At 69.7% G+C, this 26,710-nt stretch carries 24 protein-coding genes and 1 tRNA gene; 16 read left to right on the top strand and 9 right to left on the bottom strand.

Going from position 1 to position 26,710, the window contains the following annotated elements:
* Positions 1-12: 12 nt before the first annotated feature.
* Positions 13-531 (top strand): hypothetical protein, encoded by a 519-nt coding sequence (locus tag OG842_RS21020; protein ID WP_328512423.1) that lies wholly within the window; start codon positions 13-15, stop codon positions 529-531.
* A gap of 228 nt (positions 532-759) precedes the next feature.
* Here the strand turns inward: OG842_RS21020 and OG842_RS21025 are convergent.
* Positions 760-830 (bottom strand) — tRNA-Gly (locus tag OG842_RS21025).
* 466 nt (positions 831-1,296) lie between these two features.
* Between OG842_RS21025 and dcd the strand changes: the two genes are divergently transcribed.
* Positions 1,297-1,872: a dCTP deaminase gene (gene dcd, locus OG842_RS21030; protein WP_072487843.1), complete on the top strand. Its 576-nt coding sequence runs from the start codon at positions 1,297-1,299 to the stop codon at positions 1,870-1,872.
* Positions 1,873-1,895: 23 nt separating this feature from the next.
* Positions 1,896-2,393: a phosphoribosyltransferase gene (locus tag OG842_RS21035; RefSeq protein ID WP_266733722.1), complete on the top strand. Its 498-nt coding sequence runs from the start codon at positions 1,896-1,898 to the stop codon at positions 2,391-2,393.
* Between the two features lie 36 nt (positions 2,394-2,429).
* On the opposite strand, the gene OG842_RS21040 is transcribed toward OG842_RS21035, so the two are convergent.
* The 5 genes from OG842_RS21040 to OG842_RS21060 all read right to left on the bottom strand — a co-directional run bounded on the left by OG842_RS21040 (position 2,430) and on the right by OG842_RS21060 (position 8,363).
* Positions 2,430-3,590: an RNA polymerase sigma factor gene (locus tag OG842_RS21040; protein WP_266731649.1), complete on the bottom strand. Its 1,161-nt coding sequence runs from the start codon at positions 3,588-3,590 to the stop codon at positions 2,430-2,432.
* Between the two features lie 16 nt (positions 3,591-3,606).
* Positions 3,607-4,014, bottom strand: coding sequence for a YciI family protein (locus OG842_RS21045; RefSeq protein ID WP_266733724.1), 408 nt, complete (start codon positions 4,012-4,014; stop codon positions 3,607-3,609).
* A 161-nt stretch (positions 4,015-4,175) separates the two neighbouring features.
* Positions 4,176-5,144 (bottom strand): Yip1 family protein, encoded by a 969-nt coding sequence (locus tag OG842_RS21050; protein ID WP_266731651.1) that lies wholly within the window; start codon positions 5,142-5,144, stop codon positions 4,176-4,178.
* Positions 5,145-5,346: 202 nt separating this feature from the next.
* Positions 5,347-7,626 carry a (Fe-S)-binding protein gene (locus OG842_RS21055; RefSeq protein ID WP_266731653.1) on the bottom strand — a complete coding sequence of 760 codons (2,280 nt, stop codon included), beginning with the start codon at positions 7,624-7,626 and terminating at the stop codon, positions 5,347-5,349.
* Positions 7,627-7,733: 107 nt separating this feature from the next.
* On the bottom strand, positions 7,734-8,363 hold the full coding sequence (locus OG842_RS21060) for a sugar transferase (RefSeq protein ID WP_266731655.1): 630 nt from the start codon (positions 8,361-8,363) through the stop codon (positions 7,734-7,736).
* A 287-nt stretch (positions 8,364-8,650) separates the two neighbouring features.
* Here OG842_RS21060 and dnaK point away from each other — a divergent pair, with 287 nt between their 5' ends.
* The 4 genes from dnaK to OG842_RS21080 all read left to right on the top strand — a co-directional run bounded on the left by dnaK (position 8,651) and on the right by OG842_RS21080 (position 12,877).
* Positions 8,651-10,501, top strand: a complete 1,851-nt coding sequence (gene dnaK / locus OG842_RS21065; RefSeq protein WP_266731656.1) for a molecular chaperone DnaK — start codon at positions 8,651-8,653, stop codon at positions 10,499-10,501.
* The gene (gene grpE / locus OG842_RS21070) at positions 10,498-11,151 is read left to right on the top strand and encodes a nucleotide exchange factor GrpE (protein ID WP_266731657.1); all 654 of its coding nucleotides are present in this window, start codon (positions 10,498-10,500) and stop codon (positions 11,149-11,151) included. Before dnaK ends, grpE begins: the two co-directional genes overlap by 4 nt.
* Before the next feature lie 93 nt (positions 11,152-11,244).
* Positions 11,245-12,429, top strand: coding sequence for a molecular chaperone DnaJ (dnaJ, locus tag OG842_RS21075; RefSeq protein ID WP_266731659.1), 1,185 nt, complete (start codon positions 11,245-11,247; stop codon positions 12,427-12,429).
* Between the two features lies 1 nt (position 12,430).
* Entirely contained in the window at positions 12,431-12,877 is a 447-nt protein-coding gene (locus tag OG842_RS21080) for a heat shock protein transcriptional repressor HspR (RefSeq protein WP_072487850.1), read from the top strand.
* A gap of 101 nt (positions 12,878-12,978) precedes the next feature.
* Here OG842_RS21080 and OG842_RS21085 read toward each other — a convergent pair whose 3' ends face one another.
* Positions 12,979-13,965 carry a helix-turn-helix transcriptional regulator gene (locus OG842_RS21085; protein ID WP_401875150.1) on the bottom strand — a complete coding sequence of 329 codons (987 nt, stop codon included), beginning with the start codon at positions 13,963-13,965 and terminating at the stop codon, positions 12,979-12,981.
* A gap of 128 nt (positions 13,966-14,093) precedes the next feature.
* Between OG842_RS21085 and OG842_RS21090 the strand changes: the two genes are divergently transcribed.
* Positions 14,094-14,468: a hypothetical protein gene (locus tag OG842_RS21090; protein WP_328512425.1), complete on the top strand. Its 375-nt coding sequence runs from the start codon at positions 14,094-14,096 to the stop codon at positions 14,466-14,468.
* A complete protein-coding gene (locus OG842_RS21095) occupies positions 14,465-14,785 on the top strand; it encodes a (2Fe-2S)-binding protein (RefSeq protein WP_072487853.1) in 321 nt (106 codons plus the stop codon). The genes OG842_RS21090 and OG842_RS21095 overlap by 4 nt, the downstream gene beginning before the upstream one ends.
* Before the next feature lie 142 nt (positions 14,786-14,927).
* Here OG842_RS21095 and OG842_RS21100 read toward each other — a convergent pair whose 3' ends face one another.
* Entirely contained in the window at positions 14,928-15,332 is a 405-nt protein-coding gene (locus OG842_RS21100; protein ID WP_266417325.1) for a pyridoxamine 5'-phosphate oxidase family protein, read from the bottom strand.
* 259 nt (positions 15,333-15,591) lie between these two features.
* On the opposite strand from OG842_RS21100, the gene clpB reads away from it, so the two are divergent.
* The 3 genes from clpB (at position 15,592) to OG842_RS21115 (ending at position 20,516) form a co-directional block, all read left to right on the top strand.
* Positions 15,592-18,180 carry an ATP-dependent chaperone ClpB gene (clpB, locus tag OG842_RS21105; RefSeq protein ID WP_328512426.1) on the top strand — a complete coding sequence of 863 codons (2,589 nt, stop codon included), beginning with the start codon at positions 15,592-15,594 and terminating at the stop codon, positions 18,178-18,180.
* A 426-nt stretch (positions 18,181-18,606) separates the two neighbouring features.
* Complete coding sequence (locus OG842_RS21110; RefSeq protein ID WP_328512427.1) at positions 18,607-19,872, top strand: MFS transporter; 1,266 nt, start codon at positions 18,607-18,609, stop codon at positions 19,870-19,872.
* Between the two features lie 83 nt (positions 19,873-19,955).
* Positions 19,956-20,516, top strand: coding sequence for a YbjN domain-containing protein (locus OG842_RS21115; protein WP_266731667.1), 561 nt, complete (start codon positions 19,956-19,958; stop codon positions 20,514-20,516).
* A 72-nt stretch (positions 20,517-20,588) separates the two neighbouring features.
* Here OG842_RS21115 and OG842_RS21120 read toward each other — a convergent pair whose 3' ends face one another.
* On the bottom strand, positions 20,589-21,758 hold the full coding sequence (locus tag OG842_RS21120) for a pyridoxal phosphate-dependent aminotransferase (RefSeq protein ID WP_266731668.1): 1,170 nt from the start codon (positions 21,756-21,758) through the stop codon (positions 20,589-20,591).
* A gap of 732 nt (positions 21,759-22,490) precedes the next feature.
* On the opposite strand from OG842_RS21120, the gene OG842_RS21125 reads away from it, so the two are divergent.
* The 4 genes from OG842_RS21125 to OG842_RS21140 all read left to right on the top strand — a co-directional run bounded on the left by OG842_RS21125 (position 22,491) and on the right by OG842_RS21140 (position 26,649).
* Entirely contained in the window at positions 22,491-23,012 is a 522-nt protein-coding gene (locus OG842_RS21125) for a DUF2617 family protein (RefSeq protein WP_266731669.1), read from the top strand.
* Positions 23,013-23,096: 84 nt separating this feature from the next.
* On the top strand, positions 23,097-24,695 hold the full coding sequence (locus OG842_RS21130; RefSeq protein ID WP_266731670.1) for a polyamine aminopropyltransferase: 1,599 nt from the start codon (positions 23,097-23,099) through the stop codon (positions 24,693-24,695).
* Between the two features lie 123 nt (positions 24,696-24,818).
* Positions 24,819-25,823: a carbon monoxide dehydrogenase gene (locus OG842_RS21135; RefSeq protein ID WP_328512428.1), complete on the top strand. Its 1,005-nt coding sequence runs from the start codon at positions 24,819-24,821 to the stop codon at positions 25,821-25,823.
* A gap of 25 nt (positions 25,824-25,848) precedes the next feature.
* On the top strand, positions 25,849-26,649 hold the full coding sequence (locus tag OG842_RS21140) for an aldose epimerase family protein (RefSeq protein ID WP_266731674.1): 801 nt from the start codon (positions 25,849-25,851) through the stop codon (positions 26,647-26,649).
* The last annotated feature ends 61 nt before the right edge of the window (positions 26,650-26,710 follow it).

The following is a 26,710-nucleotide window of genomic DNA, read 5'->3' on the forward strand; positions in this document are numbered from 1 at the left end:
ACTCATCTGCTCGTGGACGAACTCTTCCAGGACCTGCAGACCCTCACCCAGCACCGGACAACCGTTGCCGAGAGCGAGCGACCGTTCTGGCTCCTCGAAGGGCTTCCGGGCCGCTACGCGCTTCAGTACAACGTCTCCTTTGCGCGCCGGTTCCTCGTCACAGCGATCGCGCTGACCACCCGCTTCACTCGTGGCTCTTTCCAGCAGCTCAGCTGTGTCGCGGAGGAACTGGTACTGAGACTGCTGCTGGAACAGGCGAAGAGCACCCTGGACCTATACGGGCTGCTTGACTCGGGCACTTCGTCAGCGCTCGACTCATTTGCCGACCAGGTCTATGAGGACATGGACCACGAGTGGCTGTACGACGATGCGGCGGACGGGATTGACGAGGAACCGGCGCTTGCATCCCTGGGGGTCGCGCCGATGGGCATCAAGAGTTGGTTCACCCCCTTCAACGAAGGCAGGTACGTCCACCCCTACGCGTTCGATGCCCAAGAGGGTGCCGGAAAAGAGGATGAGGTAGGAAAGTAGGAGCCTGTCGGTGCTGCCACTTCGCGCCCACCAATACGCGGCGGGTGTGATGCGCGCCACGGTGGGGGCCAGGGGGGCACCTCCGGCTTTCGGCTGCTGGATGAGGGCCGCCTCATGCCCTGTGGGCGCGGGGTCCTGCGACTTGGGGCACGCGGAGGGCACGCCCCCCCACCAAATGGTCTAGGCAACAAGAAAGGCCCCGGTCATTGACCTGGGCCTTCGTCGTAGAGCGGGTGACGAGAATCGAACTCGCGCTCTGAGCTTGGGAAGCTCATGTTCTACCATTAAACTACACCCGCAAAGCGGGCCGCCTGAGCGGCCTCTACCGCTGCACACTGTACCCCATGCCAGGTCCCCGGCGTTTGAGCCGTGGGGCCTTTTTGCTGTGGCGAGAGGGCGGATGTGCGTGCTGCGGGCGGGAGTTGGGGGCGTAGCGTGGGGGGTCGGAGTGCCGTGTGGAGTGGCGTCCCGTTCATCCCCTAATGTGGCGTTCTCGTCCAAGGCTTGTTGGGGAAGGGACTTGATGGACTCCATGGAGCGCACCGTCGTCCGCTGTGCCGAAGGGCACGTTTTCGCTACCGCTTCGTTCCCGATGCAGCATCTCGGGTCCGGGCGGATCGGTCCCGGGCGGCTTATTCGCTGTCCGCGTTGCGCTCGGTTGCGGCATGCCGTGCCCGTGGTGTTCGAGCGGCGGTAACGGCGGTGGCAGGCGCGCGGGTGGTCCCGGATTGGGGTGGGCCCGCGCGTTCTGCGTATCCTCGGGGCGTGCTTCTCTCAGATAAGGACATCCGGGCCGAGATCGACGCCGGACGTGTACGCATTGATCCGTTCGATGCGTCGATGGTGCAGCCCTCGAGCATCGATGTGCGGCTCGACCGCTACTTCCGGGTGTTCGAGAACCACCGCTATCCGCATATCGACCCGGCCGTCGAGCAGGCCGATCTGACGCGCATGGTCGAGCCGGACGGGGACGAGGCGTTCATCCTCCACCCCGGTGAGTTCGTGCTCGCGTCGACTTACGAAGTCATTTCGTTGCCCGACGATCTTGCGTCGCGGCTGGAGGGCAAGAGTTCGCTGGGGCGGCTCGGGCTCGTCACGCATTCGACCGCCGGGTTCATCGACCCCGGTTTCTCCGGGCACGTGACGCTGGAGCTGTCGAATCTCGCGACGCTGCCGATAAAGCTGTGGCCGGGGATGAAGATCGGGCAGCTGTGCATGTTCCGGCTGAGCTCGCCCTCGGAGTTCCCGTACGGCTCCGAGCGGTACGGGTCGCGGTACCAGGGCCAGCGCGGGCCGACGGCGTCGCGTTCCTTCATGAATTTCCATCGGACCCAGGTGTGATTTCCGTGAGCGGTGATGTGAACGTGGACGACGTGCGGGAGAACCTGACCTACGAGGGGTTCGGCCGTGCCGTGCGTGAGCTGGCGCAGACCGTGGCGGACGACGGATTCGAGCCCGATGTGGTGCTCAGCATCGCGCGGGGCGGGGTATTCGTCGCCGGCGGGCTCGCCTACGCGCTGGACTGCAAGAACATTCACCTGGTGAACGTGGAGTTCTACACCGGCGTGGGCACCACCCTGGAAATGCCGGTCATGCTGGCGCCCGTTCCCAATGCCATCGACTTCTCGGACAAGAAGGTCCTGATCGCCGACGATGTCGCCGATACCGGGAAGACGCTGAAGCTGGTGCGTGATTTCTGTATCGATCATGTCGCCGAGGTGCGCAGCGCGGTCATCTACGAGAAGTCGCATTCGCTGGTGAAGTGCGAATACGTGTGGAAGAAGACCGACCGCTGGATCAACTTCCCGTGGAGTGTGGACAAGCCCGTCGTGCGGCGCAGTGGGCAGGTTCTCGACGCCTGACCCCCCGTACCCGGAGCGGGGCTGCTCAGGGTCGGTTCATTGGCGGTGGTGGGTGTTGAGGCGGGCCGCCTGGCGGGTCAGGTGGTCGCGTTCGGGGAGGCTGGGTGCCTTCCGGGCCGCCTCGGCGTAGAGGCGTGCCGCTGTCGACAGGTCGCCGTCGCGTTCGTGGAGGTAGGCCGCCACCGCGGTGTGGCGGGGGAGCGAGTCGTCCAGCGCCGCGAGTGCCGCCAGGCCGGCGCGTGGTCCGTCGGCCTCGCCGATGGCCACCGCGCGGTTGAGGCGGACGACCGGGTTGCCGGTCAGGCGGGCGAGCTCGTCGTACCACTCGACGATCTGCGGCCAGTCGGTCTCCCCGGCGGTGGGCGCGTCGGCGTGGAGGGCCGCGATGGCGGCCTGGGCCTGGAACTCGCCCAGCCGGTCGCGGGCGAGGGCCGCCTGGAGGATGCCGATGCCCTCGGTGATCAACGCGGTGTCCCAACGGCTGCGGTCCTGCTCGGCGAGCGGTACGAGGCTCCCGTCCGGTGCGGTCCGGCCGGCGCGCCGGGCGTGGTGGAGCAGCATCAGGGCGAGCAGCCCGGACACCTCGGGGTGGTCGATCACGGCCGCCAGCTGCCGGGTGAGCCGGATGGCCTCGGCGGAGAGGTCGACGTCGCCGGAGTAGCCCTCGTTGAAGACCAGGTACAGGACGCGCAGCACGGTGGCGACATCCCCGGGCCGGTCGAACCGGACGCCGGAGACGGTGCGCTTGGCGCGGCTGATGCGCTGCGCCATGGTCGCCTCGGGTACCAGATAGGCCCGCGCGATCTGGCGGGTGGTCAGCCCGCCGACGGCGCGCAGTGTGAGGGCGACCGCGGACGACGGGGTCAGCGAGGGGTGGGCGCACAGGAAGTAGAGCTGGAGCGTGTCGTCCACCGCGGGTGCCGGTCCGGGCGCCGGTTCCTCGTCGACCAGGTCCTCGCGCCGGCGGCGGGCGGTGTCCGCCCGGGTCGCGTCGAGGAACTTGCGCCAGGCCGCGGTGATCAGCCAGGCCTTCGGGTCGCGCGGTGGGCCGGCCGGCCAGACGCGAACCGCCTCGACCAGCGCGTCCTGCACGGCGTCCTCGGCCGCCGCGAAGTCGGCTCCTCGGCGGACGAGGATGCCGAGCACGCTCGGCGTGAGGCTCCGGAGCAGGGCCTCGTTCGTGGATGGGTCCTTCATCGGCGAGCCGGAGCGGTCACTCGGTGATGGTGTGCTCGGCGGTCAGGAACGGGCGCAGCTCCAGCCATTCGTGGATCGGCTTCCCGCCCGCCCCGGGGGCGGCCGACAGCTCCCCGGCCAGCTCCACGGCGCGCTCGTGGCTGTCGACGTCGATCACCATCCAGCCGGCGATGAGGTCCTTGGTCTCGGCGAACGGGCCGTCGGTGACCGGCGGGCGCCCCTCGCCGTCGTACCGGACCCACGTCCCCTCGGGGGCGAGCGCCTGGGCGTCGACGAACTCGCCGGTCTTCTCCAGCCGGGCCGCGAAGTCGTTCATGTACTGCACGTGCGCCGTGATCTCCTCCGGCGTCCACTGGTCCATGGGGACGCAGTTCACCGCGTCCGGAGCGCCGCGGTAGTGCTTGAGCATCAGGTACTTGGCCATCGTGTACTCCTCGGTGCCGGTGCGACCCATTCTGGTCGCGTTCACCGCTGGGACGGAGCAGGTCACGGGTTTTCGACATCCGAGTCCGCCTCTGTACGAAGAAACCCCCGGCGGACGGAATGCGCCGGGGGTTTCGTCGTACGAACAGGAGCGGGCGGGTGTCAGATCGTGCCCAGCTTGATGATCGACAGCAGCGCGATCAGCTGGATCGCTGACGCGCCCAGCGCCTTCGGCCACGGCAGGTCGTGCGACTTGCTCACCATCGAGGTGAAGAGCGCGGCCGAGGCCAGCCAGGTGACCCAGCCGAGGATCTGGACCAGGGAGTTCTCGCCGCCGAGGAAGAGCGCGAATATCAGGCGGGGCGCGTCCGTGATCGACATGATCAACATGGACAGGCCCACCGTCGGCTGCCACGCGCCGTCGCCGCCGAGCTGGCGGGCGAGGGTGTGCGTGACCGCGCCCAGGACCAGGCCGCCGATGACGAAACCGATGCCCGTGATGACGACGTAGGGCACCGCTGTGGAGATCGTCGCGTGGATCGCGTCGTCCCGGGCCTGGTCGAAGCCGAAGAGCGCGAGCAGGCCGTACAGGAACGTGACGATGAGCGCCGGACCCCAGACGGGGTAGTCGCGCATCTGCCAGAACGTCGGTCCCGGGCGGAGCACGATGCCGGTGAGCAGCTCCTTCCAGGGCAGCCGGGGGCCTGCGGGCTGGGCGGGGGCCTGGCCGGCGCGGTAGGTGTCGCCGGGGCCGTACGGGTCCTCGCCGATGCTGAACGCCTGCGTATGGCCCGGGGAGTTGGCGTACGGGTCGCCGTGCTGGGGGGAGCCGTGGGGGTTCTGGGGGTGCTGGGGCTGGTTGTACGGGTCGCCGAAGTACTCCGGTTCGCCGTGACCGCCGCCGTGACTGCCACCATTGCCGGCGCCGGCGCCGTTGTAGCCGCCATGACCGCCGCCGTTGTAGCCGCCGTTGTTGTACGGCGGCGGGGCCGCGTTGCCTCCTGCCGGTGGCCAGGGCTGTTGACCGTACGGCGGCGGTGCCTGTGTGCCGTACGGCTGCTGCCGCGGTTGCTGTTGCGCTTGCTGCGGGGTGCGGTTGTCCCGGCCGCGTCCGATCCTGAATCCAGCCACGTCATCGAACGTACCTGGTCCGGGCCGGTGCGGTCAGGGGGCCTGGGGAACCTGCCCGCCATTGCCGCCGAGCTGTGACATCCCCTAGGGGAACCCCGGGGGGACAGCCCCAGGGCGGCGGGGCGGCCGGGTACGGAAAGCGGAAGCGGCCGGTCCCGCCCCCTGGGCAGGTCCGGCCGCTTCCGTCGTGCGGCTCGCCGGGTTACTTCACCGGCTCCGGCTCCGGCGCGTCCGCCGCCTCCGCCTCACCGGCCGGGTCGGCCGGGGTCTTCACGGAGTCCAGCAGCAGTTGCGACACGTCGACCACCTGGATCGACTCCTTGGCCTTGCCGTCGTTCTTCTTGCCGTTGACCGAGTCGGTCAGCATGACCAGGCAGAACGGGCAGGCGGTGGAGACGATGTCGGGGTTGAGGGACAGAGCCTCGTCGACGCGCTCGTTGTTGATGCGCTTGCCGATCCGCTCCTCCATCCACATCCGGGCACCACCGGCGCCGCAGCAGAAGCCGCGCTCCTTGTGGCGGTGCATCTCCTCGTTCCGGAGGCCCGGGACCTTCGCGATGATCTCGCGCGGCGGGGTGTAGATCTTGTTGTGACGGCCCAGGTAGCACGGGTCGTGGTACGTGATCAGGCCCTCGACCGGGGTCACCGGAATCAGCTTGCCCTCGTCGATGAGGTGCTGGAGCAGCTGGGTGTGGTGGATGACCTCGTACTCGCCGCCGAGCTGCGGGTACTCGTTGGCGATGGTGTTGAAGCAGTGCGGGCAGGTCGCGACGATCTTCTTCGCGGACTTGGCCTTCTTGGTCGAGTCGACCCCCTCTTCCTCGTCGAGGGATTCGCCGAACGCCATGTTCAGCATCGCGACGTTCTCCTGGCCGAGCTGCTGGAACAGCGGCTCGTTGCCCAGGCGGCGGGCGGAGTCACCGGTGCACTTCTCGTCGCCGCCCATGATCGCGAACTTGACGCCCGCGATGTGCAGCAGCTCCGCGAAGGCCTTGGTGGTCTTCTTCGCCCGGTCCTCCAGGGCGCCCGCGCAGCCGACCCAGTACAGGTAGTCGATCTCCGTGAGGTCCTCGACGTCCTTGCCGACGATCGGGACCTCGAAGTCGACCTCCTTGGTCCACTCGACGCGCTGCTTCTTCGCCAGGCCCCAGGGGTTGCCCTTCTTCTCCAGGTTCTTGAGCATCGTGCCCGCCTCGGACGGGAACGCGGACTCGATCATCACCTGGTAGCGGCGCATGTCGACGATGTGGTCGATGTGCTCGATGTCGACCGGGCACTGCTCCACGCATGCACCGCAGGTGGTGCAGGACCACAGCACGTCCGGGTCGATGACGCCGTTCTCCTCGGCCGTGCCGATCAGCGGGCGCTCGGCCTCGGCGAGAGCGGCGGCCGGGACGTCCTTGAGCTGCTCCTCGGACGCCTTCTCGTTGCCTTCCATGTCCTTGCCGCCGCCGGCCAGCAGGTACGGGGCCTTGGCGTGCGCGTGGTCGCGCAGGGACATGATCAGGAGCTTGGGGGAGAGCGGCTTGCCGGTGTTCCAGGCGGGGCACTGCGACTGGCAGCGGCCGCACTCGGTGCAGGTGGAGAAGTCGAGCAGGCCCTTCCAGGAGAAGTGCTCGATCTGCGAGACGCCGTAGACGTCGTCCTCGCCCGGGTCCTCGAAGTCGATCTCCTTGCCGCCCGACGTCATCGGCAGCAGCTCGCCGAGCGAGGTCTCGCCCTTGGCGTTGCGCTTGAACCAGATGTTCGGGAAGGCCAGGAATCGGTGCCAGGCGACACCCATGTCCTGCTTCAGGGCGACCGTGATCATCCAGATGAAGGAGGTCGCGATCTTCAGGCCGGCGAAGAAGTAGGTGAGGTTCTGGAGGGTGGAGACGTCCATGCCCTCCAGCCAGTTGACGACCGGGTACGAGATGAAGAAGGAGGACTCGTAGCCGTCGACGTGGTGCTGCGCGCCTTCGAGGGCGTGCAGCATGAAGATGCAGACGCCGACGATGAGGATGACGGCCTCGACGAAGTACGCCTGGCCGAAGTTGGACCCGGCGAAGCGGGACTTGCGGCCCGGCTTGCGCGGGTGGGCCAGCTGCCGGATCACGATCAGGGTCAGGATGCCGAGCACGGTCATCGTGCCGATGAACTCGACGAAGACGTTGTACGGTGCCCAGTCGCCGATGATCGGCAGGAGCCAGTCGGCCTTGAAGAGCTGGCCGATGGCGTTGACGATCGTCAGCAGCAGCGAGAAGAAGCCCACCGCCACGAACCAGTGCGCGACACCGACGATGCCCCAGCGGTTCATCCGGGTATGGCCGAGAAACTCCCTGACCACGGTGACGGTGCGCTGTGCGGGTTCGTCCGTGCGGGTGCCGGCGGGCACGTTCTGGCCGAGCCGCATGAAGTTGTAGATCTGCAGGAGGGCGCGGAGGAACAGGGCCACGCCGACCACGATCAGAACCAGCGACACGATGATCGCGGCGAGTTGCATTTGGGGGCTCCTCGGGCCTGCGAGGGTGGGGAGGGTCGGATCCAGCGTCAATGAGACGAGTACTGCCGATTATCAGTGATCACAGTGCTTACTAAGCAGTAACTTAATCAGTCTGTGCTGACAGTACCCACTTCTTCCGTCGTGCTGTAGCCGGACGGGCGGTGATCTGTGTCGCTCAGGCGTGCCCTTCCGCGCCGCGTGAGCCCGCGGGCCGCCTCGCGCAGCGGAGCGTGTACGGCCCTCGCCAGGATGGCCAGGTCCAGCCCCATCCCGTGGTGCTCGGCGTAGTGCTGGTCGAGGAGATCCGGCTCGTACCACGGCATTCCCGAGCGGGAGTGCACCTGTGCCAGGCCGGTGAGGCCGGGCTTCAACTCCTGCCGCCAGTGTGCCGCGGCGGGGTCGGCGTCGTCCGGGGCCAGGGGCTCCGGGCCGACCAGGGAGAGGTCTCCCCGCACGACGTACGGCAGCCGGGAGAGCAGGTCCAGCCGCAGGTGCCGGGTGCGCAGCGAGCGCAGCACGAAGACGTGGCCGTTCAGGCCGATCCGGGGCGAGCGGGTCAGCACGCCGCCGGGGGGTCTGCGCGCCGCGAGGGCGAGGGTGCCTGCGGCGAGCAGGGGGGAGGCCAGGGTCAGGAGGGCCGAGCCGAGGGTCACGTCCAGTACGCGCTTGACCGGCGGGCGCTCCCACTGTCGTACGCGTGCCCATGACCGCGCTCGTCCCCGTTTCTGTGTCTGCATCGTTCGCACCTGCCTGGGATCGCGGCGGATCGAATGCCGGTTTTGCGTGGCTCACGGCATTTTGTGACAGAACGATCCCATGAGGCGATGATGGGGGCGGACTGCGCCGCCCGGGGGTCGGGGGGTGTCGTGCGTGGTCGGGGTGGCCGCCCGGCCGGGGAATCGTGGGCCGCGCGGGGTCTGTGCACGATAGTTGAGTCGCCACGACTCAGGTCTGTTGACAGTGGGGCGGCGGTCGTGCATCCTTGAGTCAGATCCACTCAAGTAGTCAAGCTGGAGGAATTGAAATGGCACGTGCGGTCGGCATCGACCTGGGCACGACTAACTCCGTCGTCAGCGTTCTCGAAGGCGGCGAGCCCACCGTCATCACCAACGCAGAGGGCGCCAGGACCACGCCGTCCGTCGTCGCCTTCGCGAAGAACGGCGAGGTGCTGGTCGGCGAGGTCGCCAAGCGCCAGGCAGTGACCAACGTCGACAGGACGATCCGCTCGGTCAAGCGCCACATGGGCACCGACTGGAAGATCGACCTGGACGGCAAGAGCTTCAACCCGCAGCAGATGAGCGCCTTCATCCTGCAGAAGCTGAAGCGTGACGCCGAGTCGTACCTGGGTGAGAAGGTGACCGACGCGGTCATCACCGTCCCCGCGTACTTCAACGACTCCGAGCGTCAGGCGACCAAGGAGGCCGGCGAGATCGCGGGCCTGAACGTCCTGCGTATCGTCAACGAGCCGACCGCCGCCGCGCTGGCGTACGGGCTCGACAAGGACGACCAGACGATCCTCGTCTTCGACCTCGGTGGCGGCACCTTCGACGTGTCGCTCCTGGAGATCGGTGACGGCGTCGTCGAGGTGAAGGCCACCAACGGTGACAACCACCTCGGTGGTGACGACTGGGACCAGCGCGTCGTCGACTACCTGGTGAAGCAGTTCGCCAACGGGCACGGCGTGGACCTGTCCAAGGACAAGATGGCTCTCCAGCGTCTGCGCGAGGCCGCGGAGAAGGCGAAGATCGAGCTCTCGTCCTCGACCGAGACCACGATCAACCTGCCCTACATCACGGCGTCCGCCGAGGGCCCGCTGCACCTGGACGAGAAGCTCACGCGCTCGCAGTTCCAGCAGCTCACGGCCGACCTCCTGGACCGCTGCAAGAGCCCGTTCCACAACGTCATCAAGGACGCGGGCATCCAGCTCTCCGAGATCGACCACGTCGTTCTTGTCGGTGGCTCCACCCGTATGCCGGCCGTCGCCGAGCTCGTCAAGGAGCTGACCGGTGGCCAGGAGGCCAACAAGGGTGTGAACCCGGACGAGGTCGTCGCCATCGGCGCCTCGCTCCAGGCCGGTGTCCTCAAGGGTGAGGTCAAGGACGTACTGCTCCTCGACGTCACCCCGCTGTCCCTCGGTATCGAGACCAAGGGCGGCATCATGACCAAGCTCATCGAGCGCAACACCACGATCCCGACCAAGCGGTCCGAGATCTTCACGACGGCCGAGGACAACCAGCCGTCCGTGCAGATCCAGGTCTACCAGGGCGAGCGCGAGATCGCGGCGTACAACAAGAAGCTCGGGATGTTCGAGCTGACCGGCCTGCCGCCGGCCCCGCGTGGCGTCCCGCAGATCGAGGTCGCGTTCGACATCGACGCGAACGGCATCATGCACGTCGCCGCCAAGGACCTCGGCACCGGCAAGGAGCAGAAGATGACCGTCACCGGCGGCTCCTCGCTGCCGAAGGACGAGGTCAACCGGATGCGTGAGGAGGCCGAGCAGTACGCGGAGGAGGACCACCGCCGCCGCGAGGCCGCCGAGTCGCGCAACCAGGGCGAGCAGCTCGTCTACCAGACGGAGAAGTTCCTCAAGGACAACGAGGACAAGGTCCCCGCTGACGTGAAGACGGAGGTGGAGACCGCGCTCACCGAGCTGAAGGAGAAGCTCAAGGGCGAGGACACCGCCGAGATCCGTACCGCCACCGAGAAGGTCGCGGCCGTCTCGCAGAAGCTCGGCCAGGCGATGTACGCCAACGCCCAGGCCGACGGCGCCCCGCAGGGCGACCCGCAGCCGGGTGCCCAGGCCAAGGCCGACGACGACGTCGTCGACGCCGAGATCGTGGACGACGAGAAGGACGCCAAGGGCGGTGCGGTGTGACCGAGGAGACCCCGGGTTTCGAGGAGAAGCCCGACGTCCCCTCCGGCGCCACCCCTGACGGAGCTGAGCCGAAGGACGCCTCTTCCTCCTCTTCGGAGGAGGGGGCGGCCCCGGCCGGGGACGCAGTACAGACAGTCGGCCTGACGGCCCAGCTGGACCAGGTCCGCACCGCGCTCAACGAGCGCACGGGCGACCTCCAGCGGCTCCAGGCCGAGTACCAGAACTATCGCCGCCGCGTCGAGCGGGACCGGGCCACGGTCAAGGAGATCGCGGTCGCGGGTCTCCTGTCCGAGCTCCTGCCCGTGCTCGACGACGTCGGCCGGGCCCGGGACCACGGCGAGCTCGTGGGCGGGTTCAAGTCGGTGGCCGAATCCCTGGAGACGGTCGTCGCCAAGCTGGGCCTGCAGCAGTTCGGCAAGGAGGGCGAGCCCTTCGACCCGACGATCCACGAAGCCCTGATGCACTCGTACGCGCCGGATGTCACCGAGACGACCTGCGTGGCGATCCTGCAGCCGGGGTATCGGATCGGCGAGCGCACCATCCGCCCCGCGCGGGTGGCGGTGGCCGAACCCCAGCCGGGTGCGACACCGGCCGCAACGAAGGAAGAGAAGGCAACCGACGAGGAGAGCGGTGGCACCGAGGAGGTCTGACATTCCGTCCGACCACCTCGCGGCCCACCGCCCGGCCATGCGACCGGCCAGCGGGCCGGTCGCATGGCCGATCGTCCGGAAGGAGGGACGTCGATGAGCACGAAGGACTTCGTCGAGAAGGACTACTACAAGGTCCTCGGCGTCCCCAAGGACGCCACCGACGCCGAGATCAAGAAGGCGTACCGGAAGCTCGCCCGCGAGTTCCACCCGGACGCCAACAAGGGCGACGACAAGGCCGAGGAGCGCTTCAAGGAGATCTCCGAGGCGAACGACGTCCTCGGTGACAGCAAGAAGCGCAAGGAGTACGACGAGGCACGCGCCCTCTTCGGCAACGGCGGCTTCCGGGCCGGACCCGGCGGTGCGGGAGGCAACTTCAACTTCGACCTCGGCGACCTCTTCGGAGGCGCCCAGGGCGGGGGCCAGGGCGGCGCGGCCGGCGGTTTCGGCGGCGGCGGTCTGGGCGATGTCTTCGGCGGCCTGTTCAACCGGGGCGGTACGGGGACACGGGTGCAGCCGCGTCGCGGCCAGGACATCGAGTCCGAGGTGACGCTCAGCTTCACCGAGGCCGTCGAGGGGGCCACGGTCCCGCTGCGGATGTCCAGCCAGGCGCCCTGCAAGGCGTGTTCCGGCACCGGCGACAAGAACGGCACCCCCAGGGTCTGCCAGACCTGCCTCGGCACCGGCCAGGTCTCGCGCGGCACCGGCGGCGGCTTCTCGCTCACCGACCCCTGCGTGGACTGCAAGGGCCGGGGCCTCATCGCCCAGGACCCGTGCGATGTCTGCAAGGGCAGCGGACGGGCGAAGTCCTCCAAGACCATGCAGGTCAGGATTCCGGCGGGCGTCTCGGACAACCAGCGGATCCGGCTGCGCGGCAAGGGCGGTCCGGGCGAGCGCGGCGGACCGGACGGCGATCTGTACGTCGTGGTCCACGTCGACGCCCACCCGGTCTTCGGCCGCAGGGGCGACAACCTCACGGTCACCGTGCCCGTCGACTTCACGGAGGCGGCGCTCGGCGGCGAGGTGAAGGTGCCCACGCTCGGCGGCCCGGCGGTCACGCTGAAACTGCCCCCGGGCACTCCCAACGGGCGCACGATGCGCGCCCGCGGCAAGGGCGCCGTACGCAAGGACGGCACCCGGGGCGACCTGCTGGTCACCGTCGAGGTGAAGGTGCCGGGCGACCTCAGCAACGAGGCCAGGGACGCCCTGGAGGCCTACCGGAAGGCGACCGCGGGCCAGGACCCGCGGGCGGAGCTGTTCCAGGCAGCGAAGGGAGCTTGAGGTGGACGGCCGACGACGCAATCCGTACGAACTGACCGATGAATCCCCGGTGTACGTGATCTCGATCGCGGCCCAGCTCTCGGGCCTGCACCCGCAGACACTGCGCCAGTACGACCGTCTCGGCCTCGTCTCGCCCGACCGCACGGCCGGGCGCGGCAGGCGCTACTCGGCCCGCGACATCGAGCTGTTGCGCACCGTGCAGCAGCTGTCGCAGGACGAGGGCATCAACCTCGCCGGCATCAAGCGCATCATCGAGCTGGAGAACCAGGTTGCCGCGCTCCAGCAGCGCGTCGCCGAGCTCTCGGCGGCGGTGGACGGCGCGGCACAGGCGATGCAGCAGCGCGAGGCCCAGGTGCACGCCTCGTACCGGCGCGATCTGGTGCCCTATCAGGACGTGCAGCAGACCAGCGCGCTGGTGGTCTGGCGGCCGAAGCGGCCGAAGGACTGAGCGCAGGCCTCAAGGGCCGGGGAGGCGGCTTACGGGCCGGTTCCCCGGCCCTTTGCCGTACGCCGCCGCGAAGCGGTGAAGCCGTTCGCGGGGCGGGGCCCTCAGCGCTGTTCCTCCTCCAGCATCCCCGACCGTGCTATCAGATAGCCGAGCTGGGCCCGGCTGTTGCTGCCGAGCGCGGCGGCGAGCTTGGCGACGTGGGCCCGGCAGGTGCGGACGTTCATGCCGAGGCGGCGGGCGATGGAGTCGTCCACATGGCCCTCCACGAGGAGCTGGGCGATGGAGCGCTGCACCCCGCTGATGCCCAGGGAGGTCGGTTCGTACTTGACCTCCTCCCGCAGCGGAGCCGCTCTGGTCCAGAGCTGCTCGAACACGTTGGCCAGGTACTGCACGAGCCCGGGGTGGCGGAGTTCCAGGGCGACTTGGTCGTCGTCACTGGCAGGGATGAAGGCGACGGCCCGGTCGAACACGATCAGGCGGCCGATGAGCTCTTCGAGCGTGCGTATCTCCACGTTGCCGTCGGTCATGCGTTCCGCGTACGCGAGTGTGCTGGGGCTGTGGCGCGCGGTGTGCTGGTAGAGGGTGCGCATGCCGACGCCGCGGTGGATCACGGACAGGCCGCGTTCCAGTGACTTGCTGAGACGATGCTCGGTCCGGCCGCCGCCGGGCTGGACGGTGAGCACTTCGGTGCGGCACTCTGCGGTGGCGAGATCGAGGGCCGCGTTGATCCGGTTCCCGCCCTCCAGCACGGTGATGGCGTGGGTGCTGGGCGGCCCCAGAGTGCTGATGTCCATGAACGGCTCGAACGATTCAGTCAGTTCGACCGAGTGCCGGCGCCGTTCCAGGATCTCGCGCTCGATGGGATACAGATGTTGTGCGAGAGCGGTGGTCGGTGGAACGGGCCGGAGCCAGGCCGGGTCGTCCGGATCGGGATGCAGTAGCGCGAACTCCATCAGGCAGGGCGCCGGTTCCACTTCGGCGCGGGCGATGCGTCCCAGCCGCAAAGCGCTGGCGTAAAGGCGTGCTCCCGCGTCGCACAGTTCGGTGATCCCATGAGAATGTGTCGGCTTTGTGTTGCTTGTGGTCATATCGTCACCCCCCAGGTTCCTGAACATGCAAGAACATGATGCATCTACGCGGTGGTGCTTGCGTGCCCAGGTGAGACATCGTCTTAGGTGCGGGGGAGAAGAATCCACAAGTGAGGACGAAGCCGACTATGTATAAGCGAATGCATCGCTCGGCGCTTGCCGTCTCGTTCGTCGCGGCCCTGGGGATCGGGCTGCTGGGCGGCAGCGACATTGGCTGGAGCGAGGACAGCGTTGCCGGTGGCGACATCGGGTGGGCCGTCCAGGCCGCAGCCGACGGTGACATCGGCTGGCCGGTCGCGCCTGCCAAGTCGTCCGACATCGGGTGGGTCGTCCAGGCCTCGGCCGACGGTGACATCGGCTGGCCGGTCGCACCTTCCAAGTCGTCCGACATCGGTTGGGTCTCGCCCGCCAAGTCGTCCGACATCGGTTGGGTCTCGCCCACCGACATCGGCTGGGTCTCGCCCACCGGTACCGGATCCGCCACGGCCCGCACAGGCGCATGACCATCCCGCCGGACGACCGGACCTTCCGGCGAGAGATGGCCACGGCCTACCGATCAGGCTGGCATTTCATCGATCTCGTCACTGCCATCCCCCACTGTGGCGACTCGTTGATGGTCACTCTGTTCGGCGACCCCATCGTTGTCGCACGTGAAGAAGACGACGAAGTGCGCGCGTACCGCTGCCTCCGCAAGCCGCGTGGAGCCCCGCAGCCCGTTCGCTGCGCGATCCGGTACGACATGATCTTCGTCAACCTCGACCGGCGGGACCACCAGCTGTTCGAGCCAGAGACTATTTCCGCCACCCCCCGCAGTGCCTGAGCGATCCCCCGTCGTTCCATGTCGCTCAGTCACTCCCCCACACAACGGCGCCATCGTGACCTGAACACGATGGCGCCGTTGTGCCTTTTCCGGCCGGTGTGCTTTTCCCGGCCGGGCCCGGCCCGACCGGCCCGCGGGCCGGTCAGGCCCTGCCGAGCGCCCGGTCCACGGCGATCTCGATGACGATCCGGTCCGGGTTGGGCTTCGGAGTCCGCTCGTAGCGCTCCGCGTAGCGGCGTACCGCGTCGGCCACCGCCTCCGGCTCCGTGCGCACCGTCGCGCGCCCCTCCAGCGTCGCCCAGCGGCGCCCGTCGATCTGGCAGACGGCGACCCGTGCCCCGTCCGGGCCGGCGGCCAGGACGTTGGCGGCCTTCCTGGTGTTCTTGCCGGTGATGACCCGCGCCAGCCTCGTCTCGGGGTCGTACGTCACGCCCACCGGCACCACGTGCGGCGTGCCGTCGGGGCGGGGCGTGGTCAGGGTGCACACATGCCGTGCCCGCCAGAAGGCGAGGTACTCGGGGCCGGGGTTCGTCACGTCGACTGCCATGGGCACAGCGTAGGCAGCACGGGGGCGGCCCCGCGGTGCCGCCCCCGCCCGCCGCCACCGCCCCGGTGGCGGCGGGCCGGTGCGGCCGGTTCACTCGAAGCAACCCGGCGGCGGACGGGCCGGCGGCCCCCTCGTCATCAAGTTGAGTGGAGGTCGCTCAATATTGCCTTGAGTGGGGTAGACTCAACTTTACGCACGTTGGCATAGTCAGAGTCAGCGCTGTGGAGAGACCAGTCACCGCAAGGAGGAGAAAGCGCACGTGGACGCCGAGCTGACCAACAAGAGCCGGGACGCCATCAACGCGGCCACCAGCAGGGCCGTGAAGGACGGGCACCCCGATCTGACCCCCGGGCACCTGCTCCTTGCGCTGCTCGCGGGCGAGGACAACGAGAACATCACCGATCTGCTCGCCGCCGTCGAGGCCGACCAGATCGCCGTACGCACCGAGACCGAGCGGCTCCTGGGCGCCCAGCCCAGCGTCACCGGGTCCACCGTCGCCCCGCCGCAGCCCAACCGCGAGCTGCTCGCCGTCATCGCCGACGCCGCGCAGCGCGCGAAGGAGCTCGGCGACGACTACATCTCCACCGAGCACCTGCTGATCGGCATCGCGGCCGAGGGCGGTCGCGCCGGTGAGATCCTCAGTGGGCAGGGGGCCAGTGCGAAGAGGCTGCTGGACGCATTCGAGAAGAGCAGGGGAGGGCGCCGGGTGACCACACCCGACCCGGAGGGCCAGTACAAGGCGCTGGAGAAGTTCGGTACGGACTTCACCGCGGCCGCACGCGAGGGCAAGCTCGACCCGGTCATCGGCCGTGACCAGGAGATCCGCCGCGTCGTCCAGGTGCTCTCCCGCCGCACCAAGAACAACCCCGTGCTCATCGGTGAGCCCGGCGTCGGCAAGACGGCCGTCGTCGAGGGCCTCGCCCAGCGCATCGTCAAGGGCGACGTCCCCGAGTCCCTGAAGAACAAGCGGCTCGTCTCGCTCGACCTCGGCGCGATGGTCGCGGGCGCCAAGTACCGCGGCGAGTTCGAGGAGCGGCTGAAGACCGTCCTCTCCGAGATCAAGGAGAGCGACGGGCAGATCATCACCTTCATCGACGAGCTGCACACCGTCGTGGGCGCGGGCGCCGGCGGCGACTCCGCCATGGACGCCGGCAACATGCTCAAGCCGATGCTGGCCCGCGGCGAGCTCCGCATGGTCGGCGCGACGACGCTCGACGAGTACCGCGAGCGGATCGAGAAGGACCCCGCCCTGGAGCGCCGCTTCCAGCAGGTGCTGGTGGCCGAGCCGAGCGTCGAGGACACCATCGCGATCCTGCGCGGGCTCAAGGGCCGGTACGAGGCCCACCACAAGGTCTCCATCGCGGACTCCGCGCTGGTGGCCGCCGCAACCCTGTCCGACCGCTACATCACCTCCCGCTTCCTCCCCGACAAGGCGATCGACCTGGTCGACGAGGCGGCGTCCCGGCTGCGCATGGAGATCGACTCCTCGCCCGTCGAGATCGACGAGCTCCAGCGCGCCGTCGACCGCCTCCACATGGAGGAGCTGGCCCTCAAGAACGAGACCGACCCCGGCTCCCGGCAGCGCCTGGAGAAGCTCCGCCGCGACCTCGCCGACAAGGAGGAGGAGCTGCGCGGCCTCAACGCCCGCTGGGAGAAGGAGAAGCAGGGACTCAACCGCGTCGGTGAGCTGAAGGAGCGTCTCGACGGGCTGCACGGCCAGGCCGAACGCGCCCAGCGCGACGGCGACTTCGACACCGCTTCCAAGCTGCTGTACGGGGAGATCCCCGGCCTGGAGCGGGAGTTGGCGGAGGCGTCCGAGGCCGAGCAGGAGGCCGCCAAGGACACGATGGTCAAGGAGGAGGTCGGCCCGGACGACATCGCCGACGTCGTCGGCTCCTGGACCGGCATCCCGGCCGGACGTCTGCTGGAGGGCGAGACCCAGAAGCTGCTGCGCATGGAGGACGAGCTCGGCAGGCGGCTCATCGGGCAGAGCGAGGCCGTGCGGGCGGTGTCGGACGCGGTACGCCGCACCCGCGCCGGAATCGCCGACCCCGACCGGCCCACCGGCTCGTTCCTCTTCCTCGGCCCGACCGGTGTCGGCAAGACGGAGCTCGCGAAGGCGCTCGCCGACTTCCTGTTCGACGACGAGCGGGCCATGGTCCGCATCGACATGAGCGAGTACGGCGAGAAGCACAGCGTGGCGCGGCTCGTCGGCGCCCCGCCCGGATACGTCGGCTACGAGGAGGGCGGCCAGCTCACCGAGGCGGTCCGCCGCCGCCCGTACAGCGTCGTACTGCTGGACGAGGTCGAGAAGGCCCACCCCGAGGTCTTCGACATCCTGCTCCAGGTCCTCGACGACGGCCGGCTCACCGACGGACAGGGCCGGACGGTGGACTTCCGCAACACCATCCTGATCCTGACCTCCAACCTCGGCAGCCAGTTCCTGGTCGATCCCCTGACCAAGCCCGAGGAGAAGAAGGAACAGGTCCTGGAGGTCGTACGGGCCTCGTTCAAGCCGGAGTTCCTCAACCGGCTCGACGACCTGGTGGTCTTCTCCGCCCTGTCCGGTGACGAGCTCGCGCACATCGCGAAGCTCCAGATCGACCGGCTCGCCAAGCGGCTGGCCGACCGGCAGCTCACGCTCGACGTCACGCCCGAGGCCCTGGCCTGGCTGGCCGAGGAGGGCAACGACCCGGCGTACGGGGCACGGCCGCTGCGCCGCCTCATCCAGACGGCGATCGGTGACCGGCTGGCGAAGGAGATCCTCTCCGGCGAGGTGAGGGACGGCGACACCGTCCGAGTGGACCGGGTCGGTGACGACCTGCTCGTCGGGCCCGCGACCGCGTAGAGGGCGTACGGCCTGCCGATGACGGGGCCCCGGCCCGAGGACCGCATGGTCCTCGGGCCGGGGCCCCGTCATTCGTGCCGTCAGTCCTCCGTGGGTCCTCCGAAGGTCCCCCGCCATTCCCCTGCCGGGCAAGGGGCGAGGAATTACGATGATGTCGGGAGAAAGTCGAAAATAGCCACCGCCATCGGTGATCCATCGTTCAACATCGATATTGAGCCAAACGCCTTGCTCCGCACCGATGGGCGGCATCTCCCGGACCGCCCCCGCCCCCGGCTGCACCACCCGCCCCTGACAAGGGACTTCTGTTCGGGCGCGGGCGGCCTCCGCCCGGTGCCGCGCGAATAATCAGGACACCTCGCGGCGTCCGTCGTGGCCTGCTCGCGGGCACGGTTAGGGGCGGAATTCGGCAGTCGGTAGCGTGCCCGCATGAACGAGCGGATAGGCGATGAGATAAATTCGGGGCCCAAAAAGCCCAGATCTGACAATCTCTTTCACCTTGGCGAATTCCGTACCCTTTGGGCCGCTTATGCGCAGTCGATCCTGGGTGATCAGCTGGCACGCGTGGCCCTGTCGTTGCTCGTGTTCGAACGCACCGACTCGCCAGGGTGGACCGCGGCGACGTATGCGCTGACCACCTTGCCCGCGCTGCTGTCCGGGGTGCTCCTGTCCGGCCTGGCGGACCGGTTCCCCCGGCGTACCGTCATGATCAGCTGCGACCTCGTGCGGATGGTGCTGGTCGGGCTGATGGCCCTGCCCGGGATGCCCTTGCCGCTGCTCGCGGGGCTGCTGGTGCTGGCGCAGCTGGCCGAGGCACCCTTCGGCGCCGCCCAGGGCGCGCTGCTGCCCACCGTGCTCGGTGCCGAGCGGTACGAACGCGGCCAGCGGGTCATGCAGATCACCCACCAGACCGGACAGCTGGTCGGCTTCGCCGGCGGAGGTCTGCTGGCCGCGTGGCTGGGCAGCAACCTCTCGCTGGGCGTGAACGCGTTGACCTTCCTCCTCTCGGCGATGCTGGTCAGGTTCGGCGTGAAGGCCCGTCCCGCGGCGAGTGCCGACGCCCGCAAGAAGCGGCTCGGCGCACAGGTCGGGGGCGCGGCCGGGCTGATCTGGTCGGACCGCAGACTCCGGTCGCTGCTCGCGCTGGGGTGGCTCGCGGGGTTCGTCGTCCTGCCGGAAGGGCTGGCCGCCCCGTTCGCGGACGAGGCCGGCGGTGGCGCGTACTCGGTGGGACTCCTGCTGGCCTCGCATCCGGCGGGAATGGTGCTGGGGGCGGCCCTGCTGGGGCGGGCCGGGGTCGGCGACGAGTCGCGGCGCCGTCTGCTCGGGCCGCTGGCGATCGGTGCGAATCTGCCGCTGGTCGCCTACTGGCTCGATCCCGGTGTCGGCGCGGCCATGTTCCTGCTGATGGTGGCCGGGGTGTGCTCCGCCTACCAGATCACCGCCGGGGCCACCTTCGTACTCCTGACACCGGTCGACCAGCGCGGCCAGGCGCTGGGGCTGGCCAGGTCGGGGGTGACCGCCATGCAGGGGATCGGCGTCGCCCTCGGGGGTGTCGCGACGGAGCTGACCGGCTCGTCGGCGAACACCATCGGCGCGTCCGGACTCCTCGGGGTGCTGTGCGCGATCCTTGCCGCCGCCGCCTGGTCACGGGCGCGGGCAACGGATGCGCAGATGATTCCGCGGAAGGCATAGGCAGGGCCTGGCCCCCCCTGGCGGCGAAACGCGGCTAGGGTCGTCGGCAGGAAACCACGAGCGATCCACAGGAGTACCCAGCGATGTCTATCGATCCGTCCTCGATTCCGAACTTCGGGGGCCAGCCCGAACCGCAGGCGGCAGGACCCGAGGGCCCCGTTGTCCCTGACCAGGACCTCGTCAAGCAGCTCCTCGAACAGATGGAGCTGAAGTTCGTCGTCGACGACGAGGGCGACCTCGCGGCGCCGTGGGAGGACTTCCGGACGTACTTCATGTTCCGGGGCGAGGACGAGCAGCAGGTCTTCTCCGTCCGTACGTTCTACGACCGCCCGCACGCCGCGGACCAGCGCCCGGTCCTGCTCGACGCGATCGACGACTGGAACCGCCGCACGCTGTGGCCCAAGGTCTACACGCACACCCACGAGCCCGAGGAGGGCTCCGAGGACACCGAGGTCTCGGTCCGTCTGATCGGTGAGGCGCAGATGCTCATCGGTACGGGCGTCAGCCTGGAGCACTTCGTCTCGTCGACGGTCAGCTGGGTGCGCGCCTCGATCGAGTTCGACAAGTGGCTGCAGGAGCGCCTGGGCCTGACCCCGGCCGAGGAGAAGGCGGACGGCGGGGACCCGGTCCCCCCGAGCGCCTGAGCCCTCGCACGGCGGTGACACCCCACCCCGGGGCGGCGGTCCTCGTGACCGCCGCCCCGGGGTGGCGCCGTTTCAGGGCGCCAGCCGCCGCAGCCGGCCGACCGCGTCGTGCAGGACCTCGTCCTGCTTGCAGAAGGTGAAGCGGACCTGGCCGCGGCCGGCGTCCGGGTCGTCGTAGAAGACGGAGTTGGGGACGGCGACGACGCCGCAGCGTTCGGGGAGGGCGCGGCAGAAGGCGTAGGCGTCCTTCTCGCCGAACGGGGCGATGTCGGTGGTGATGAAGTACGTGCCCTGGGGCCGGTAGACCTCGAACCCGGCCGCGCGCAGTCCGTCGCCGAGCAGGTCGCGCCTGCGGCGGAGGCCGGCGCGGAAGTCGTCGAAGTAGGAGTCCGGCAGGCGCAGCGCCTCGGCGATCGCGTACTGGAACGGGCCCGCGCTGACATAGGTCAGGTACTGCTTGGCCGTCCGGACGGCTGCGGTCAGAGGGGCGCTCGCGGTGACCCAGCCGACCTTCCAGCCGGTGTACGAGAAGGTCTTGCCGGCGGACGAGATCGAGACCGTGCGGTCGCGCATGCCGGGCAGCGAGGCCGGCGGGACGTGTTCGCCCTCGAAGACCAGGTGCTCGTAGACCTCGTCGGTGACCACGAGAAGGTCGTGCTCCACCGCCAGTCGGGCGATCGCGGTCAGTTCCTCGCGGGTGAGGACCATGCCCGTCGGGTTGTGCGGGCTGTTCAGCAGCAGCAGCCGGGTGCGGGGCGTGATCGCGTCCCGGAGGGCGTCGAGGTCGGGGCGGAAGCCCGGGGCGCGCAGGGTCAGCGGTACGCGGACGCCGCCCGCCATGGCGATGCAGGCGGCGTACGAGTCGTAGAAGGGCTCGAACGCGATGACCTCGTCGCCGGGTTCCAGCAGCGCGAGCATGGCTGCGGCGATGGCCTCGGTGGCTCCGGCGGTGACCAGGACCTCGGTGTCGGGGTCGTAGGAGATGCCGTAGCGCCGCTGCTGGTGGTCGGCGATCGCGGTGCGCAGTTCGGGGATGCCGGGGCCCGGCGGGTACTGGTTGCCGTGCCCGTCGCGCAGCGCCCGGACCGCGGCCTCGCGGATCTGCTCGGGGCCGTCGGTGTCGGGGAAGCCCTGGCCGAGGTTGATGGAGCCGGTCCGTACGGCGAGCGCCGACATCTCCGCGAAGATCGTCGTGCCGAACCCGTCGAGGCGGCGGTTGAGCAGCGGTCGTCCCTGTGTCATGGCTGTCATCCTGCGCGGAAGCTCTGGAGTTGCTCAAGTCTGCTTTGGCCGTTCGGGGCCGGGGGCATCCCCCACACACGCGGGAAGCGCGTGGAAGCGGGGGACCTCGCTTCGGGGGACGGAAGGGCGTGAGGTCGGTGAAGGTATTCGTCGGTGTGGTGATCGCGGTCGGTCTGATCGTGCTGCTCGTCTCGGTCCTGGTGAAGGCCGGGAACCGGTCGAAGGCGGGCAGGCGGGGCGCGCGGCGGGGGGCCGTGGGCAGCGGCGCGGGGGGCGGCTGGTGGGCGGGGGGTGACGGCGGCGGCGGTTCGTCCTGCGGAAGCGGAAGCTCCGGGCACTCCGGGCACTCCGGAGGTCATTCGTGCGGCGGCGGCCACTCCTCGTGCGGTGGCGGTTCTTCGTGTGGCGGCGGGGGCGGATGCGGCGGCGGAAGCTGATCCGGACAGCTGGTTACGGAGGTGCTCGGCGGGTGAACTCCCGCCGGGCACCTTTTTGTTGGGGCTTTTTGCGAGTTGCCGGTGAACAGATGATCCGAGAGGCCCCCGACGGGATGGAAACCACGGCAAGTTGGGCAAAAATGCTGTGGATGCGGCTTATTCGTGGTTCCCTCGGTTTGAGAGAACATTCAGCCCTCGGACCCCAGTTGGACCTGATTGGGCGCTACCCCTCCCACGTGCACCACGTCGGGGCGTCCCCTGTCCATGTGTCCATGCTTGCTTGCGGAGCCGACTCATGCTCACGACCCTCCAGACGGCTTATTCCGATACCCGCGCCGCCGACCTGGCCTGGACGCTGGGGCGCGAACCGCTCCCCGCCCTGGCCGTGCTCGACCTCGATCTCGCGGGTGCCGGCATTCAGATGCGCCTGCTCGGCGCCTCCCACCAGGTGCTCCTCGAAGAGGACCGCGGCACCTGTTCCGAAACCGTGGCCTGTATTCCCGGGAGCAGCACCCCGCTCCCGCTCGGGGTCTCCAAGCGGCTCGGGGAATGGGAGTACGAATTCGCGGCGCGCGTCGAGACGCTCTCGGAGGGCTCGTTCGCGGGCCGCGCGCAGGAACTCCTCGCGCTGGTCGCCGACCATCCGCAGGGTCTCGCCGGTACGTTCCCCGGCAGCCCGCACGCCTTCACCGCCATGCTCGCCCAGCGGGCCGAGGGCCAGGTGTGGTGGCGCACCTGGCACGCGTACCCGCAGGAGGGGCAGTTGGTGGTGACGCGCACCCGAGTGGGAGTGCGGAAGCCGGCGGCAGTGCTCTGAGTAGTCCCAACTCCGTTGTGTGCGCGCCACTTACACCCTTGTGGGTGACAGGCTGCCACGTGATCGTGACGTAGCGTTCGCATCATGATCGATCAGCAGGTGTCGCTGCGAGGGGGCGCGGCGTTTCTTCCCGTAGGGCCGAGGGCCGGCCGGTATCTCGTACTGGCCGCGGTCTTCGTCTGTGCCGCCTGCGGACTGGTGTACGAGCTCGAACTGGTGGCGCTCGCCTCCTACTTGATCGGTGATTCGGTCACCCAGGCATCGGTCGTGCTCTCCGTGATGGTCTTCGCGATGGGCGTCGGCTCGCTTCTCGCGAAACGTTTACGCAGCCGTGCCGCAGTGGGTTTCGGGCTGATCGAGGCGGCGCTCGCGCTCGTCGGCGGCTCCTCGGCGCTGGTGCTGTACGCGTCGTTCGCCTGGATCGGGGAGTCGCGCTACGCCCTGGTCGGGTTCTCGCTCACGATCGGGATCCTGATCGGTGCGGAGATCCCGCTGCTGATGACCTTGATCCAGCGCGTCGACCGGCAGGACGCGGGCGGCGCCGTCGCGGATCTCTTCGCCGCCGACTACGTGGGCGCGCTGGTCGGCGGGCTCGCGTTCCCGTTCCTGCTGCTGCCGATGCTCGGGCAGCTCACCGGGGCGCTGTTCACCGGCGCGGTCAACGCGGCGGCGGGCGGGGCGCTGGTGCTGTGGGTGTTCCGGCAGGACCTCACCCCGCGCTCCCGCTGGCTGCTGATCGTGTTCAACGTGGCGGTGATCGCCCTGCTGGCCGTCGCCACCGCGCTGGTCGACGACTTCGAGCGGGCGGCGCGGCGTGCGGTGTACGGGGACGCGGTGCGGGTCGCGGTGCAGACCGAGGTCCAGGAGGTGGTGCTGACGGGGTCGGGCCGCGACTCCCTGGATCTGTATCTGGACGGCCGGCTGCGGGTCAGCGCGCGCGACGAGTACCGCTACCACGAGGCGCTGGTGCACCCGGCGATGAACGGGCCGCACGCCCACGTGCTCATCCTGGGCGGTGGCGACGGCCTCGCCGCCCGGGAGGTGCTGCGCTACCCGGACGTACGTGACGTCACGGTGGTCGAGCTCGACCGGGACGTCACCCGGTTGGCCCGTACCGACCCGGCGCTCTCGGAGCTGAACGGCCACGCGTTCCGCGACCCCCGGCTCACCGCCGTCACCGCCGACGCCTTCAACTGGATGCGGGCGGCGTACGGCAGCTATGACGTGGTGATCTCCGATCTGCCCGATCCCGGGATCTCCGCCAGCACGAAGCTCTACTCGGCGGAGTTCTACGGCCTGGTCGCCCAGGCGCTCGCGCCCGGCGGCCGGGTGGTGGTGCACGGGGGCCAGCCGGCGTCCCGGCCGCGTACGTTCTGGACGGTCGAGGCGTCGATGAGGGCGGCGGGCCTGGGGACCCGCCCGTACCGGATCAGCGGCCCGGCCGTCGACTCCGCGGCCGGACCCGACCGGGCCACGCACCGGGAGCAGCGCGCGCACGGCTGGGGTTTCGTCCTCGCCGGTGCGGGGCGCGGACCGGAGCTCGGCCTCGCCCGGAAGGCCCCGGCGCTGCGGTCGATGACGGAGCCCGGACTGGTCGACACGGGGCGGCGGACGGAGAGCGCCCGGCTGCCGGGGCTGCCGCCGTCGACACTGGTGCACCCGCGGTACTGGGAGGACCGGTGAGCGTGGGGGGCCTGGGCCGGGTGGCGTGATCGGGGCGGGCGCGGGGGTGGAGCGATCGTGGTGGGTGGCTTCTGGAGGCGGAACCGCTGACGCGACGGTCGGGGCTGAGTAGGCTCGGTTTCCATGGAGCATGAGGTGTTCGTTCCGGTTCCGGTCCCGTCCCTGAGGCGGACGCTGGGTGACCCTGCCCGCGTCGCGCGATGCGTGCCGGGCCTGCAGCAGGACGCCGACTCGTCCGCGGGCCCGCTCTCCGGCCGGCTCAGGATCCGGGTCGACGGCCACACGATCACTTACCGCGGCGCGCTGCGGCTCACCGATGCGCCGCAGGACGGCCCGCAGGGCTCGCCCGGGGCCGGGGCCGGGGCCGGTGTCGGGATCCTGGTGACCGGCGAGGGCGCCGAGGCCCGGGGCAGCGGCTCGGTGAAGCTGAGCCTGACGATCGGGCTGACCGAGCGCGACGGCGGTACGGCGATCGGGTTCACGGGTACCGCGAGCGGTGACGGCCGGCTCCTGGAACTGGACGCGGCGGCGGTGCTCGCGGCGGCCCGCCGGCTGCTGGACCGCTTCGCCCAGCAGCTGGTGACGGAGACGCTGGCGGCCACCGGTGAGCCCGACGGGCCGCTCGGCGAAGCCGTGGAGCAGGCCATCGAGGAGGCGGCCGAGGAGGCCGACGCGACGGGTGCGGCCACCGCCCGCGACATCACCCCGGAAGCCGTCGGCCCCGACGACACCGATGACGTACCGCCCACCCATGAAGCCGCGGCGGACGAGGCGCCCTCAGCAGGGCAGCCGGGGGAGCCGGGGACTCCAGGGAACCCGCCGGGCACCGGCTCCGGCTCCGGCTCCGTCTTCGACGCGCCCGTGCCCCCGCCGTCGCTCGACCCGGTTTCCGAGACGGAGTTCACCGCCCCGGGGAACCCCCCGGCGGAGGCCGCGCACGCCAGGCGGACCATGATCGGCCGCAGCGCCGAGGAGGTCGACCACGCGCCGCCGCGCGGCCGGTACGCCCCCGTCCCGTCACCCGATTCGACCACCGCGGGCGCCACGCTCCGCTGGGTCGCCCCGGCCGCCGCGCTGGCTCTGGCGTCCGCCGTGGTGGTGACCAGGGCGTTGAGGCGGCGGCGGTAGCGGTCGCGCCAGTAATGTCGGGCGGGTGAGTAGCAGCGAGAAGGACGTCCGGCTGTCCGTCGGCGACACAGAGTTGACCGTGAATCCCGCCAACGGCTGTCGCATCGACAGCCTGCGGATCGGTGGCACCGAACTGTTGCGGCAGGGGGAGCGGTACGGCTGCTTCCCGATGGTGCCGTGGTGCGGGCGTACCGGGAACGGGCTGTTCCACAACGGCGACGTCCCGCACCGGTTGCCCCTGAACGCCCCGCCGCATGCCATCCACGGCACCGGCCGGGACACCGCCTGGCACACCGCCCGGCTGGCCGAACGGGAGGCGTCGTTCTACTACGACCTCGCCGACCCCTGGCCGTACCCGGGCCGGGTGACCCAGACCTTCGAACTGGCCGAGGACTCGCTCACCCTCGCCTTCGGCATCGAGACGTACGGGGACTCGTTCCCGGCGCAGGCCGGCTGGCACCCCTGGTTCCTGCGCAACCTCGGCGGCGGTGGCAAGGACGTGGAGGTGGCATTCGACGCGGCCTGGCAGGAGGAGCGGGGCGAGGACCATCTGCCGACCGGCCGCCGCATCCCGCCCCTGGAGGGGCCCTGGGACGACTGCTTCGGGATGCCGGACGGTGTCGAGGTGACGCTCACCTGGCCGGAGCAGCTGGAGCTGACCGTGAAGAGCCGGACCGAGTGGGTCGTGATCTACGACGAGCAGGACGAGGCGGTCTGCGTGGAGCCGCAGTCCGGCCCGCCGAACGGGCTGAACACCGCGCCCCGCTACGTCACCCCGATCGATCCGCTGGAGATCGCGACGACGTGGAGCTGGCGCCGGCTCTGACCCGGGCGCCGGTTCGCGCTCAGGCTCCGGCCCCGGCTCTGCCCCGGGCACTGGTTCGCGC

The sequence above is a fragment of the Streptomyces sp. NBC_00376 genome, from assembly GCF_036077095.1.
Classification (GTDB): domain Bacteria; phylum Actinomycetota; class Actinomycetes; order Streptomycetales; family Streptomycetaceae; genus Streptomyces.